At 56.3% G+C, this 13,998-nt stretch carries 8 protein-coding genes, 1 tRNA gene and 7 pseudogenes; 8 read left to right on the top strand and 8 right to left on the bottom strand.

Features of this window, described 5'->3' with window-relative positions:
* The first annotated feature begins 25 nt into the window (after positions 1–25).
* From metG to N7E01_RS03935, 3 genes and pseudogenes are all read left to right on the top strand, one after another.
* A pseudogene (gene metG / locus N7E01_RS03925) lies at positions 26–2,094 on the top strand (methionine--tRNA ligase).
* On the top strand, positions 2,094–3,047 hold the full coding sequence (locus tag N7E01_RS03930; protein ID WP_289174688.1) for a cation diffusion facilitator family transporter: 954 nt from the start codon (positions 2,094–2,096) through the stop codon (positions 3,045–3,047). Before metG ends, N7E01_RS03930 begins: the two are co-directional and overlap by 1 nt.
* A gap of 63 nt (positions 3,048–3,110) precedes the next feature.
* Positions 3,111–4,579 (top strand): annotated as a pseudogene (locus N7E01_RS03935) (NAD-dependent succinate-semialdehyde dehydrogenase).
* 338 nt (positions 4,580–4,917) lie between these two features.
* On the opposite strand, the gene N7E01_RS03940 reads toward N7E01_RS03935, so the two are convergent.
* From N7E01_RS03940 to N7E01_RS03950, 4 genes and pseudogenes are all read right to left on the bottom strand, one after another.
* The gene (locus N7E01_RS03940; RefSeq protein ID WP_289174689.1) at positions 4,918–5,061 is read right to left on the bottom strand and encodes a hypothetical protein; all 144 of its coding nucleotides are present in this window, start codon (positions 5,059–5,061) and stop codon (positions 4,918–4,920) included.
* Between the two features lie 99 nt (positions 5,062–5,160).
* Positions 5,161–5,478 (bottom strand): HNH endonuclease signature motif containing protein, encoded by a 318-nt coding sequence (locus tag N7E01_RS18365; RefSeq protein ID WP_350494998.1) that lies wholly within the window; start codon positions 5,476–5,478, stop codon positions 5,161–5,163.
* A 59-nt stretch (positions 5,479–5,537) separates the two neighbouring features.
* Positions 5,538–6,776, bottom strand: a pseudogene (locus N7E01_RS03945) (group II intron maturase-specific domain-containing protein); the annotation flags it as partial.
* A gap of 76 nt (positions 6,777–6,852) precedes the next feature.
* Positions 6,853–6,926 (bottom strand) — tRNA-Gly (locus tag N7E01_RS03950).
* 890 nt (positions 6,927–7,816) lie between these two features.
* On the opposite strand from N7E01_RS03950, the pseudogene trmB reads away from it, so the two are divergent.
* Positions 7,817–8,538: pseudogene (gene trmB, locus N7E01_RS03955) on the top strand (tRNA (guanosine(46)-N7)-methyltransferase TrmB).
* Positions 8,535–8,735 carry a sulfur carrier protein ThiS gene (thiS, locus tag N7E01_RS03960; RefSeq protein ID WP_289174690.1) on the top strand — a complete coding sequence of 67 codons (201 nt, stop codon included), beginning with the start codon at positions 8,535–8,537 and terminating at the stop codon, positions 8,733–8,735. The pseudogene trmB and the gene thiS overlap by 4 nt, the downstream one beginning before the upstream one ends.
* A gap of 4 nt (positions 8,736–8,739) precedes the next feature.
* Here thiS and N7E01_RS18370 read toward each other — a convergent pair whose 3' ends face one another.
* From N7E01_RS18370 to N7E01_RS18380, 3 genes and pseudogenes are all read right to left on the bottom strand, one after another.
* The gene (locus tag N7E01_RS18370) at positions 8,740–9,246 is read right to left on the bottom strand and encodes a hypothetical protein (protein WP_350494999.1); all 507 of its coding nucleotides are present in this window, start codon (positions 9,244–9,246) and stop codon (positions 8,740–8,742) included.
* A gap of 42 nt (positions 9,247–9,288) precedes the next feature.
* Positions 9,289–9,713, bottom strand: a pseudogene (locus tag N7E01_RS18375) (signal recognition particle protein); the annotation flags it as partial.
* A complete protein-coding gene (locus tag N7E01_RS18380; protein WP_350494931.1) occupies positions 9,700–10,149 on the bottom strand; it encodes a signal recognition particle receptor subunit alpha in 450 nt (149 codons plus the stop codon). The gene N7E01_RS18380 and the pseudogene N7E01_RS18375, both read right to left, overlap by 14 nt.
* Positions 10,150–10,251: 102 nt before the next feature.
* Here N7E01_RS18380 and N7E01_RS03970 point away from each other — a divergent pair.
* From N7E01_RS03970 to ampD, 3 genes and pseudogenes are all read left to right on the top strand, one after another.
* Positions 10,252–11,093: pseudogene (locus N7E01_RS03970) on the top strand (cytochrome C assembly family protein).
* Entirely contained in the window at positions 11,062–11,367 is a 306-nt protein-coding gene (locus N7E01_RS03975) for a PP0621 family protein (RefSeq protein WP_434089549.1), read from the top strand. Before N7E01_RS03970 ends, N7E01_RS03975 begins: the two are co-directional and overlap by 32 nt.
* Positions 11,364–11,993, top strand: coding sequence for a 1,6-anhydro-N-acetylmuramyl-L-alanine amidase AmpD (gene ampD, locus N7E01_RS03980; RefSeq protein WP_434089550.1), 630 nt, complete (start codon positions 11,364–11,366; stop codon positions 11,991–11,993). The genes N7E01_RS03975 and ampD overlap by 4 nt, the downstream gene beginning before the upstream one ends.
* On the opposite strand, the pseudogene htpG reads toward ampD, so the two are convergent.
* Positions 11,990–13,899, bottom strand: a pseudogene (gene htpG, locus N7E01_RS03985) (molecular chaperone HtpG). The gene ampD and the pseudogene htpG overlap by 4 nt on opposite strands.
* Positions 13,900–13,998 lie beyond the last annotated feature (99 nt).

A 13,998-nucleotide genomic window follows, 5' to 3' on the forward strand; every position in this document is an offset into this window, starting at 1 on the left:
TTCACACTAATGAATCGGCGCCCTCATGTCTCGCACCTTATTTGTCACCACCGCCCTCCCCTACGCCAACGGTTCCTTCCACATCGGCCACATCATGGAATACATCCAGGCCGACATCTGGGTCAGGACCATGCGAATGGCGGGTCATACCGTACATTTTGTGGGTGCCGACGACGCGCACGGTGCGCCCATCATGCTCAAGGCTGAAGCCGAAAACATCACGCCCCAGGCGCTGGTGAAACGCTACGCCGACGAACGCCCCCAGTACCTGAACGGTTTTCATATCCGGTTTGATCACTGGCACTCGACCGACACCCCCGAAAATATTGAGCTGTCTCAAAGCATTTACAAGGCCCTCAAGGCTCAGGGCCTGATCAGCACCCGTCAAATCGAACAATTCTTTGACCCCGTCAAGGGCATGTTCCTGCCCGACCGTTACATCAAGGGTGAGTGCCCCAAGTGCCATGCGCAAGACCAGTACGGTGACTCCTGCGAGGCCTGTGGCGCAGTGTATGCCCCGACCGACCTGATCAAACCGTACTCGACCCTGACCAAGGCCACGCCGGTTCTGAAAACATCAGAACACTACTTTTTCAACCTGTCTGACCCGCGTTGCGTGCAGTTCCTGCAAGAATGGACAACCGGTGCCAATGCCCGCGGCCAAAAACGCCTGCAAAGCGAGATCCTGGCCAAAACACGCGAATGGCTGGGCACCGGCGAAGCCGACAGTGAAGCCAACCTGGCCGACTGGGACATTTCCCGCGACGCACCGTATTTCGGCATTGAAATCCCGGATGCGCCGGGCAAGTATTTCTATGTATGGCTGGACGCCCCGATTGGCTACCTGGCATCGCTGAAAGCGTATTGCAACAAGGCCGGCCTTGACTACGATGCCCTGGTCGCCCCTGACAGCCCCATCGAACAAATTCATTTCATCGGCAAAGACATTGTGTATTTCCATGCACTGTTCTGGCCTGCCACACTGAAATTTTCGGGTCGTAAAGTACCCGACCAGTTGCATGTGCACGGGTTCATTACCGTCAGCGGCGAAAAAATGTCCAAGAGCCGGGGCACCGGTATTTCACCCTGCGTTACCTTGAACTGGGCATGAACGCCGAATGGATGCGTTACTACATTGCAGCCAAACTGAACGCTCGCGTCGAAGACCTTGACTTCAACCCTGACGATTTTGTCGCCCGTGTCAACAGTGACCTGGTCGGCAAGTATGTCAACATCGCCAGCCGCGCCGCCAATTTCATTAACAAATACTTTGACGGCCAGCTGGGCTATGCCGGCGATACAGCAGCGCTGATTGCCGACATCACCGACGTCACAAACTCGGTTCAAGCCGACCTGGAGGCCCGCGAATACGGTCGTGCCGTGCGTACGGCCATGGCCTACGCCGACCGTATCAATCAGGCTTTCGACGCTGCCCAGCCCTGGGTCATGGCCAAAGGATTTGCCGATGCGGGCACCGAACAGAAAGCACAACTGCAAGACGTTTGCTCGCGCGCCCTGGCTGGCTTCAAGGCGCTGTCCGTCATGCTCACCCCGATTCTGCCTGTACTGGCTGAACAAGTTGCGCAAGACCTGTTCGCCGATGCAACGTCCTACACCTGGGCTGACGCTACCCGCCTGCCTACCCGCATCAACGCATTCAAGCACCTGATGCAACGTGTTGACCCGAAAATGCTGGATGACCTGTTTGAACCGCCGGTTGTCGAGGCTCCCAAACCCGGCGGCGAAGAAATCGCCGAAACCATCGACTTCAAAGATTTCGCCAAAATCGACCTGCGTGTCGCAAAAATTGTTGAATGCAGCGAAGTTGACGGCTCTGACAAACTGCTGCGCCTGATGCTTGATGTGGGCGAAAGCCGCTTGCGACAGATTTTTCAGGGATCAAGTCGTCTTACACGCCTGCCGACCTGACTGGAAAACTGACCGTGGTCGTGGCCAACCTGGCCCCCGCAAAATGCGTTTTGGTGTTTCCGAAGGCATGGTGCTGGCCGCCAGCCACGCTGATGAGTCCACCAACCCGGGCATCTACATTCTTGAGCCCTGGACTGGCGCAACCCTGGCATGCGTATCAGCTGATGCATAAACACGACCAGGGCCACCGGCATTCGCATCATTCACGCGAAGCCAACGACCGCTATGCCCAGGGGCGTTTCAGCACCTGGGTCAGTGTATTCGTCAATATCATCCTGACGGTTGCGCAAGCGGTTATTGGTATTTTTGCGCACTCGCAAGCCCTGGTGGCCGATGCCATTCACTCATTTTCAGACTTGCTGTCCGACTTCGTGGTGTTGGTCGCCAACAAACACAGCCAGAAGGGGCCAGACGCCGACCACCACTACGGCCACCTGCGCTTTGAAACCGCAGCGTCCCTGATCCTGGGTGTACTGCTGCTGGCCGTTGGTGCTGGCATGTTGTGGTCCGCCTTCAACAAACTGCAGACACCTGAAGCCATCGGGAAAGTCCACTATGCCGCCCTTATTGCCGCTGTACTGACCCTGGCCTGCAAGGAGCTGTTGTTCCGCTACTTGCTGCGGGTAGGCGAACGGGTTCGGTCCAGCATGCTGATCGCCAATGCCTGGCATGCCCGCTCTGATGCGGCCTCATCACTGGTGGTGCTGGTCGGTATCGGTGCCAACCTGCTGGGGTTGCCCATTGCCGACCCTGTAGCGGCACTGATTGTGGGCCTGATGATCGGTCGCATGGGGTGGCAATTTTTCCACAACGCGTTCAGCGACCTGATGGATCGTGCCGTCGATGACGAAACCGAACAACGCATTCGTGACCACCTGCTCGCTACACCCGGCGTCTATGGTCTGCATGACCTGAAAACACGCAAACTGGGCGATATGATCTGGGTTGAGGTTGACCTTGAAATGGACGCTCGTCTTACCATCGCCCAGGGTCACGATATTGCCGTTGAAGCGCGTCGGCGCGTGATGGAACACGAGGCCGTGCTGGATGTGATGACCCATTTTGACCCTGTACATGTCGATGACAACGGCAATATTGTTGAACGACTGACCCCCTGACGCCATCTCTGGCTGGGCCTTTGCCTTCCCGGCACCCGGGCCCGGTCACTACCGGAGCCCACCATGCCGAATATCAATCCGCTGAACCTGAACGACCCCTCGCTGCTGCAAACACGTTGCTACATCAACGGGCATTGGCGTGATGCTGACAGCGGCAACACCCTGAACGTGGTGAACCCGGCAACCGGAGAGGTACTGGCCCGGATTCCCGATGCGGGTGGAGCAGAAACAGCACAGGCCATCAATGACGCCAATGCCGCACTGCCCGCATGGCGCAGCCTGACTGCTGCAGAACGGGGCCGCTACCTGCAACGCTGGCACGCCCTGATGCTGGAACACAAGGCCGACCTGGCACGTATCATGACGCTGGAACAGGGCAAACCACTGGCCGAGGCCTTGGGCGAAATCACCTACGCAGCGGCATTCATTGAATGGTTTGCCGAAGAAGGCAAACGCGCCTATGGCGAAGTGATCCCGTCACCCGCCTCGAACACCCGGTATGTGGTGATCAAACAAGCGATTGGTGTGTGTGCGGCGATTACCCCTGGAATTTCCCGTCGGCCATGATCACCCGCAAGGTGGCCCCCGCGCTGGCGGCGGGTTGCACCATTGTGCTCAAGCCGGCCGAACTGACACCATTGTCGGCGCTGGCCCTGGCCGAACTGGCACATCGTGCCGGAATTCCGGCAGGCGTGTTCAACATCGTGACGGGCGATGCCAAAGCCATCGGTGCCGAACTCTGCAGCAACCCCATTGTACGCAAGCTGTCCTTCACCGGCTCAACACCGGTCGGCAAATTGCTGATGGAACAATGCGCCCCGACCCTGAAAAAACTGTCGCTGGAACTGGGTGGCAACGCCCCGTTCATTGTGTTTGACGACGCCGACATCGATGCGGCGGTCAAAGGCGCCATTGCCGCGAAATACCGCAATACCGGACAAACCTGCATCTGCGTCAACCGCTTTCTGGTTCAAGCCGGCATTTACGATACGTTCGTCGAAAAACTGGCGGCCGCTACAACACTCCTGAAGGTTGGCAACGGCCTTGATGAGGGCGTTGTGCAAGGCCCGCTGATCAATGATGCTGCGGTCACCAAGGTAGAGCGCCTGGTGGCCGACGCCACCCTTAAAGGGGCGACCGTGGTTACCGGTGGCCAACGCCTGTCCCCTGAAGGACTATGGTTCACCCCCACGGTTCTTGCCAATGCAACAGCCGGTATGGATATTGCCCGCCAGGAAATATTTGGCCCGGTATCGGCAGTCTTCCGTTTTGATACTGAAGAACAGGCCATTGCCATGGCCAACGACACCGAGTACGGGCTGGCTGCCTACTTTTACACCCGCGACATTGGCCGCGTATGGCGGGTTGGCGAGGCCCTGGAGTACGGCATGGTGGGCATCAATACGGGCTCGATGTCCTCTGAAGTCGCCCCGTTTGGCGGCATCAAGCACTCGGGCCTTGGCCGCGAAGGTTCGCGTCATGGGCTGGATGAATATCTGGAACTGAAGTATCTGGCCATGGGCGGGCTATGACTCGAAGGGGCTGAGGTAGCCCGCAGGGCTCGGGCTGCAGTCACCCGACCTTTAGCCAGCCTGGAGGTAGCGCAAAATCCGGCAAAGACCGGCCAAACAAAAAGCCAATCCAGGAGGATTGGCTTTTTGTTTACAGATTAAAAATCTGCCTGAATTCGGTATGGAGCGGGTGAAGGGAATCGAACCCTCGTATGAAGGCGGGTAAGGAGATGGCCTCACGGCCACCCCTCCCCTAAGAACCGTACGTGCAAGTTTCCCCGCATACGGCTCAAGCAACTACGAAACACGCTTTTTTGAATAAAGTCGTGCCGGCAGCAGTCGCTTTTCCAATGCCTCCCTTATCGTTTGGGAAAATCCACGGATGTGTTTTCTTCATGTTCAGCGCCCTGTTTTCGGGTGTATCGGGCATAGAGCACCGATGCACCGAGCAGGACAATAAACACCGTCAAACCAGTGATAGCCGTAAAGCTGATCCAATCCATGAATACCCCCATAGAAAGCGGAAGGCTGTAACCCGAGTCTGTGAAAAAGCTACTGATCGGGCCACTTTAAAACAACTCGCGCCAGCTTCGCATCAACTGTTACTTTGTCCTTTCGATACATTTCTCAGATTTTGCTGCTCTGCGTTCGTTGGAATGGTGTTGCATGTGACAGTTCGGATGCAACAGCACCAGATTGGTAAAGTTATCCGAACCGCCTTCCGACCGTGGGATTCTGTGATGAATATTCCATCCAGTATCTTTGGTGATCGGTTGGTCGCACATGGGGCAGAGTCCTTCCTGCCACCACCAGAGACGACGCAGCCGCCCACGTCCGCTGAGTGTTGATTCCAGTTTGCGGCCGAGCCGTTTGGAAAAATACTCATCACACGCGGGGTCGTAAGGATTAGCCGTAGACATCACCTTGGTATGAGGCCGTTTCCGGAACTCACTCAAGAATGGCAACGCTTTATCCTTTACGGCAAAACGCCAGTCTCTTCCATCCAGGCATTTGAAGTATCGCTGTTTGATCCACCGTTTCCCCTTGTTAGGGTGACGACGGCACGCCCAGCGCCACAGTGCTTGCCATATATAGTGATCACACTTGTTGAAAGTGCGAGTCGCCATTTGCGAGCGGTGGTAGTTGGCCCATCCCCGAATTATCGGGGTGAGTTTGTCTATCACTTCATCCTGCCTGACAGACCCCATTTCCCTGAGCGTCGTGCGGATCTTGTTCAAGAATGCTTTGGTATTTTTCTTCGATGGCTCGATGAGCAATATCGATTTTCGGTACCTGACAGTCCAGCCGAGGAAATCGAAGCCCTCTGTCACATGAGTGATTTTGGTTTTCTCCTCGGACAATACAAGCCCCCTGTGTGTCAGAAAATTCCTGACCAGTGGTTTAACCCGTTCTTCCAGAAACTCTTTCGAGCTTGCCGTAATCACGAAGTCATCCGCATACCGCACAAAATTGACCTTTGCTTCACGCGCTTCACGCACTGTTCTGAACAATGTTTGAAGTTCGTTTTGCAGGCCATCCAGGGCAAGATTTGCCAATACGGGGAAATAATTCCCCCTTGTGGCGTCCCTGCCAAGGTTGGAAACAGACGTCCCATATCCACATAGCCTGCTGCCAGCCACTTGCGCAAGATGCCTTTGTCCATGCAGACATTGGCAAGCAACCACTCATGACTGATGTTGTCGAAACACCCTTTGATATCGCCTTCCATGACCCACTTCGGAGAAGCTTTTCGGCCAAGTGCATTGCGCACCTGTTCGATTGCATCTGCGGTGGCGCGTTCACGCCGGAAGCCATAAGAATCTGTATCGCCGATTGTTTCTGACACAGGGTCAAGCGCCAAAAGATGCAGCGCTTGTGTGGCCCGATCACGCATAGTGGGAATACCCAATGGGCGTTTTCCACCATTTGATTTCGGGATATAAATGCGACGCAATGGAAGTGGTTTATACCTCTTGATACCGAGGTTCACGACCGCATTCCATTTGTCTTCAGGAGTGCTCCAAGTTTGCTGATCAACACCTGGAGTTTTTCGACCGCGATTTTCTGTGACGCGCCTCACAGCCAGCGCTTTCGCGCTGGTGGATTTGGCCAAGAGTCGCTGCAGTGAACGGACTTTACGCCATTCGCCTGCTTTTGCTGCCTTCGCAATTCGTGCCTGTAACCTCGCAACAACCTGGTTTACGTCTGACCACGGAATACCGTGCCAGCTTTGCCAAGTTGCGGAGGCGACATCACAATTAAAAGCATTGCGTCCATATCAACCTCCGGTTGTATGGAGCGGGCGATGGGAATCGAACCCACGACGAAAGCTTGGGAAGCTTTAGTTTTACCATTAAACTACACCCGCCCGATCCCAGAAGGATAGACGCTACTCTGCCCCGAAGGGGAGAGCATTGTCGCCCCTTTGGGTGCTAATTACAAGACCGTCTTGCGACGAGTCACCATGTGGAAGTCTGCACGCTTTCACGTCAGGGCATGTTTCATCCCCTATCTTGCCCATTACAGACAAGCATTCGCTTTTTCCACAATCCTATACCCACTGAAGTATCAGAAGATCTTGCGATCTTCCTTGTCTGCCATACAGGCCAGACACCCCATTGGGCTTACCAAGTTCCGCATATATAACAGAGTTGGTTAGGTTCCACACTTCCGCCGGAGACCGTATGTCAGCGTATCCGCACCAAGCAGGCGAATATCCGGTCACATGCCATTTTGGCTAGAGCCCAGTTGCATTTGGCTCTGTCAGCTTGACGACGTTTATATGTGGTTCACTCTCGTTAACCGTACAACTCAACCTAGCATCTCATCCGGCTGCAACTGCCAGAATCACACCAAGCCCCTCGCGGGGCAGGATGTACCCCGAGAGGTGATTACATTGTCAGAGCGCTTCGCACCCCGCCGTTACCAGCGACGCACTGCTCCTAGGTTACAAGGGGCTGAACCCTTGGTACAGCCATTCTGTTTCCAGAACGCTGCACAATTACATATGCGGCTTCCGCCGCGCATAAAAACCAGGCGCACGAGTGCCCCTGTACTTCTAAAAGCCACCTCGAAAGGCGGTAAAACTAAAAATGCTACGTTCCTCACTGTTAAAGCCGTGAGAAGACTAGCTATCTATGCGCGACGCTTGTCGCACGCTTGGGAAGCTGCCGTTCTACCATTGAACTACACCCGCGGCGCGTGCATTATAGCGCAAGTATAATGGCGCGCATGACTAGCCCGCCTGATAATGACGCCATGCCTGAAACCTCTCTACCCACCCCCGACACCGTCGATATCGACGCCCTGCGCGGTGGCCATATCAAAAGTTTTGTGCATCGTCGCAGCCACATTACACCCAGCCAGCAAGCCGCCATCGACGCGCTGATGCCCCAATGGTCAATCACCTACAAGCCCGCCGTACTTAACCTTGAAAAGGCCTTTGGCCGCAAGGCCCCCGTTATTCTGGAAATCGGTTTCGGCATGGGTGAAACCACGGCAAAAATTGCCGCTGCCCGGCCTGATGACAACTTCCTGGGGTTGAAGTGTTTAATGCGGGTGTTGGCGCCATGCTTAAACGCATCGACGAAACAGGCCTGCAAAATATTCGCATCATCCAGCACGACGCCGTCGAGGTGGTGCGCGACATGATCGCCCCCGACACCCTGGCCGGGGTGCATGTGTACTTCCCCGACCCGTGGCCCAAAAAGCGTCATCACAAACGCCGCCTTCTGCAGCCACCGTTCGTGCAATTACTGGCCAGCCGACTGGCACCTGGCGGGTACTTTCATTGCGCCACTGACTGGGAAAATTACGCCGAACAAATGCTGGAGGTTCTGGGTAATGAGCCCCTGCTGCAGAACACCTGTGAAGGTTATGCGCCACGCCCCGATTACCGCCCGTTAACCAAATTCGAGAACCGTGGCCTGCGTCTGGGCCATGGCGTCTGGGACCTGATTTTCAAACGTAACGCATCATGAACATCACATTGAACGGCCAGCCCAAAACACTGGATAGCGTCAGCACGGTCGCTGACCTGGTTCGTTTTCTGGGCTATGAAGGCAAGCGTATTGCCGTCGAATGCAACGGCGACATCGTCCCCAAAAGCCAGCACGGCCAGCATACGCTGGCCGAGGGTGACGAAATTGAAATTGTAGTGGCCGTCGGCGGCGGCTGAAGGCTTAACGGAACGGGAAACCGCCCTTGCCCAGGCCTTTAAGCCCGCCCATCGCGCGCATCATTTTGGCCATGCCACCTTTTTTCATTTGCTTCATCATGCCCTGCATCTGGTCGAACTGTGCCAGCAGGCGATTGACTTCCTGAACCGAAACGCCCGCACCGGCGGCAATGCGCCGCTTGCGCGAGGCCTTGAGCAATTCGGGCTTGGAGCGTTCGGCGAGCGTCATGGAATTAATGATGCCTTCGGTACGCCGCAACTGCTTTTCAGCCTGACCGCTTTGCAACTGGCTGGCGGCTTGGGCGAACTGGGCCGGCAGCTTTTCAAGCATGGAACTCATGTCGCCCATTTTCTTGACCTGCTGCAACTGATCACGAAAATCGTTCAGATCGAACTTGTCGCCTGACTTGATCTTGGTTGCCAGTTTTTGCGCTTCGGCAATATCAATGTTGCGCTGGGCCTGTTCAACCAGCGACACGATATCGCCCATGCCCAGCACCCGCTGAGCCATGCGTTCGGGGTGGAACGGTTCGAGGCCATCGAGTTTTTCAGACACCCCGACGAACTTCAACGGCTTGCCGGTAACATGGCGCACCGACAACGCGGCACCGCCACGGGCATCGCCATCGAGCTTGGTCAATACAACCCCGGTCAGTGGCAAGGTATCGCCAAACGCTTTGGCCACATTGACCGCGTCTTGCCCCTGCATGGCATCCACCACAAACAGAGTCTCGATCGGGTTGAGCAAATCGTACAAGGCGCGAATTTCGCGCATCATGTCTTCATCAATACCCAGACGACCGGCCGTATCGACAATCAGCACATCGTAATGATGTCGACGCGCGTGATCAAGCGCCGCACGGGCAATGTCTTCGGGCTTTTGCGAGCCATCGGATGGGAAAAATCGACACCGACCTGACTGGCCACCGTTTTCAGTTGATCAATCGCCGCCGGACGATAGACGTCAGCACTGACCACCAGCGTTTTCTTTTACCGGTTTTCTTGCCTTTGGCGGTATGACCGCCTTCGGCCAACCACTTGGCCAGCTTGCCCGTAGTCGTGGTTTTACCCGCCCCTGCAAACCGGCCATAAGAATGATGGCCGGTGGCTGTGTCGCCAGCGACAACTCGCTGGCCAGGTCGCCGTCAGCCCCACCCATCAAGGCCGTCAGTTCTTTATGAACCACACCCACCAGGGCCTGGCCCGGGTTAAGACTGTCGGCGACTTCTGTACCCAGGGCCTGCTCTTTGACTCGCGCAATGAAGTCACGCACCACAGGCAAGGCCACGTCGGCCTCGAGCAGGGCCATGCGCACTTCACGCAGCATGTCCTGGGTGTTGGCTTCAGTAAGACGTGCCTCGCCCTTGATGGTTTTAACAACGCGGGAAAGCCGCTGGGTAAGATTTTCTAGCATGACGATGGATTCGCGAAAACTGGTTTAGTATCTTGGGATACCGTCTAAAATGATGGCCCCCGGGCATTATGCCCCAGGCCCTGACCACACTACGCAGGAACTATGTCTGAAGGCATTGTATTTCACACCCTGGCCACATTTGCCTACGCCGCACTGGCGGCCCTGATGTGGCACCCCTTGCGCCAGGGACGCATTGCAACACGTACCAGCAACACGCAACGCGTTTGCCTGCTGGGCACGTTGGCTGTGCATGGCATTGCACTATACCAGTCGGTGCTGCCCGCCAGCGGCCTGTATTTAGGTTGGGCACTGGCACTGTCTGTGGCCATCTGGCTGGGCATGCTGGTTTTCTGGCTTGAAAGCCTGGTACTGAACATCAACGGCCTGTTGCTCATTTTACTCCCGGCCAGCGCATTGGCCACCGCCATGGCGGCAATCTTCCCGGTCGGCCATCTGGTGGCTCACGCCAGCAATGAACTTTTACGCCTTCACTTGCTGATTGCCCTGATGGCCTACGGCCTGGTTACGGTTGCCGCCCTGCAATCCATTCTTATGGCAACCCTTGACCGCTACCTTCACAAACCTTCCGAACAAGCGTCTCATGCCAGGTGGTTCAGCAACGCCCTTGATGTCATGCCCCTCTGCTGGTTCAAGAAAAACTGCTGTTCCGCCTGGTCTGGATCAGTTTCTTCGCCCTGACCCTGACCCTGATCACCGGCTCAATGATTTCCTTGAACCTGAGCGGCAAACTGTTCCCGGTCGATCACAAAACCGTATTCACCGTGCTGTCGTGGCTGACGTTCGCACTGCTGCTGGCGGGTCGTCACATACGGGGCTGGCGCGGCCGACTGGCCCTGCGCTGGACCCTGACCGGCTTCGCCTTTGTGGTCCTGGCCTACACCGGGAGCCGCTTTGTCATTGACGTCATTCTTGCACGAGGCTGACATGGGAAAATTTCTGTTCTGGGCTGTCGTGATTCTGGGCGCGCTGTTTGCCGCCCGCCTATTGGCCGCACACAATCGCAAAAACAATACCCCGCCTACCGCACCGCCAACCCGTTCAGACGGCTCAGCCGCCGTCAAAGGCAGCGACACCAACGCAGAACCCATGGTGCGCTGCGCCCACTGCGGCATTCATATGCCACGTTCAGAAGCGGTGCTTTCTGACGGAAAAACCTGGTGCAGCACCGAGCACGCCAAACTGGGGCTGCGTCAGTGACCGGTCTGAAGCTTGACCGGCAGGGATGGCTGACACCCCACAGCCGGGTCCAGCGCAAACCTTCACCCAACCATAACAAACGCCCCAAAGGGGTAGACCCAACCCTGCTGGTGCTGCATAACATCAGCCTGCCACCCGGTCAGTACGGTGGGCCGGAAATCATCGATTTTTTCCAAAACTGCCTGGATACCAACAGCCACCCCTGGTTCGAGCATATAAAAGGGGTCAAGGTATCGGCCCACTTCCTGATACGGCGCGACGGCGGAATCATCCAGTTTGTCTCCACACGGCACAGGGCCTGGCATGCCGGCGTATCCACATTCAACACGCGTAGCGCCTGCAATGATTTTTCAATCGGTATCGAGCTTGAAGGCACCGACCACGAGGCGTATACCGACGCGCAGTATCACGCGTTGAAACACCTGACCCTGGCGCTACGGGTGCGCCATCCGCTAACCGCTGTCAGGGGCCATGAACACATCGCCCCGGGCCGGAAAACCGACCCGGGGCCACAGTTCAACTGGCGCCGCTACGCGCGCGAAACGCGCTGGCTGTTGCGGCAACTGCCGCCACTGACTCAGTGCGCGACAAGCCCCGCTGTTCAGAGCGAGGCAGATGTCAATTAGCCGGCCGCTTTCAGCAGCAACTTGTTCATGCGTTTGACGAACGACGCCGAATCTTTCAGCTGCCCGCCTTCGGCCAGCATGGCCTGATCCAGCAACAACTGCGACCACTCGGCGAAGTCCTCTTCCGACGCATCCTGAACGCGACCGATCAGGGCGTGTTCAGGGTTGATTTCAAGAATCGGCTTGACCTCGGGCGCCTCTTGCCCGGCCGCCTGCAGCATGCGCAACAAGTGCGGGCTCAACTCGTTGGCGTCCACCACCACGCACGACGGTGAATCAACCAGGCGCAACGTCACACGCACATCTTTGACCCGATCGGCCAATGCGGTTTTCATGCGCTCAACCAGCGGCTTGAAGGTTTCCGAGACCTCTTCCTGACGTTTTTTCGTCTTCGTCGGCCAACGCGTCAAGATCAAGCCCCCTTTGGCAATCGACACCAGCGCCTTGCCTTCGAACTCGCGCAAGAACGACAGCATCCACTCATCCACACGATCGGACATCAGCAGAACCTCGAGCCCCTTCTTGCGGAAAATCTCGAGGTGCGGGCTGTTGCTGGCAGCAGCGAACGATTCTGCCGTGACGTAGTAGATTTTGTCCTGGCCTTCTTTCATGCGGCCCACATAATCGGCCAGCGACACGTTTTGTGTGGCACTGTTGGTATGGGTGGACGCAAAACGCAGCAGCTTGGCAATGCGATCTTTGTTGGACGCATCTTCACCCGCGCCTTCCTTGATCACCTGCCCGAACTGCTCCCAGAACTCGGCGTACTGTTCGGCGTTGTTTTCGGCCAGGTCTTCCAGCAACGACAGAATACGCTTGGTCGAACCCTCGCGAATCGAGCGCACATCACGGCTTTCCTGCAAAATCTCGCGCGACACATTCAGTGGCAAATCGGCCGAGTCAATGACCCCGCGCACGAAACGCAAATAGGCCGGCAGCAACTGCTCGGCATCGTCCATGATGAATACCCGTTTGACGTACAGCTTGACGCCACGGCGCGCATCGCGGTCAAACAGGTCAAACGGTGCCCGCTTGGGCACGTACAACAATTGGGTGTACTCGCTGCGCCCCTCGACACGGTTATGTGTCCAGGCCAACGGGTCATCAAAATCATGCGAAACGTGTTTATAGAATTCTTTGTACTGCTCGTCAGTAATGTCCGACTTGGCGCGCGTCCAGAGCGCATTGGCCTGGTTGACCGTTTCCCACTCGGTGGTCTTGACCTGCTTGGAAGCCTCGCTGTCCCACTCTTCCTTGAGCATCTGTACCGGCAGCGAAATGTGGTCAGAGTAGCGGCGCAACACCTCACGCAGTTTCCAGCCACTTAAAAATCATCTTCATCGGCGCGTAAATGCAGCGTAATCGACGTGCCACGATCAGCCTTTTCGACCGTCAATACCGAGAACTCGCCCTGCCCGTCCGATTCCCACAAAACCGCTTCAGTGGGTTCGGCGTCGGCGCGACGACTGAGCACAGACACTTTGTCGGCAACAATGAATGACGAGTAAAAGCCCACCCCGAATTGACCAATCAAATTGGCGTCTTTTTGCTTGTCGCCGGTAAGACGGGAGAAAAACTCTTTCGTGCCCGAGCGCGCAATCGTACCCAGATTCGCCACGGCCTCGTCACGCGACAGGCCAATACCATTATCGGAAATGGTAATGGTGCGCTTGTCGGCATCGTATTCAACCCGGATGCGCAAGTCGGTATCGCCCTGCATCAGGTCAGGGTTGTCGATGGCTTCAAAGCGAAGCTTGTCGCACGCATCGGACGCATTGGAGACCAGTTCGCGAAGAAAAATTTCTTTGTTGCTGTACAGCGAGTGAATCATCAGATGCAGCAACTGTTTGACTTCGGCCTGAAAACCCAGGGTTTCAGCAGGCGCAGCAGCTTCGGTTTGACTCATGACGGAACACCTTTAAATTTGGTTAAACAGTGAACGGCTTGACAGCCCTACAGGGGTCGATAACGACCGATTGCGGATAAATGGGGGTTGTTGCGGGGT

The sequence above is a fragment of the Neopusillimonas aromaticivorans genome (assembly GCF_030344915.1).
GTDB classification, from domain to species: domain Bacteria; phylum Pseudomonadota; class Gammaproteobacteria; order Burkholderiales; family Burkholderiaceae_B; genus Neopusillimonas; species Neopusillimonas aromaticivorans.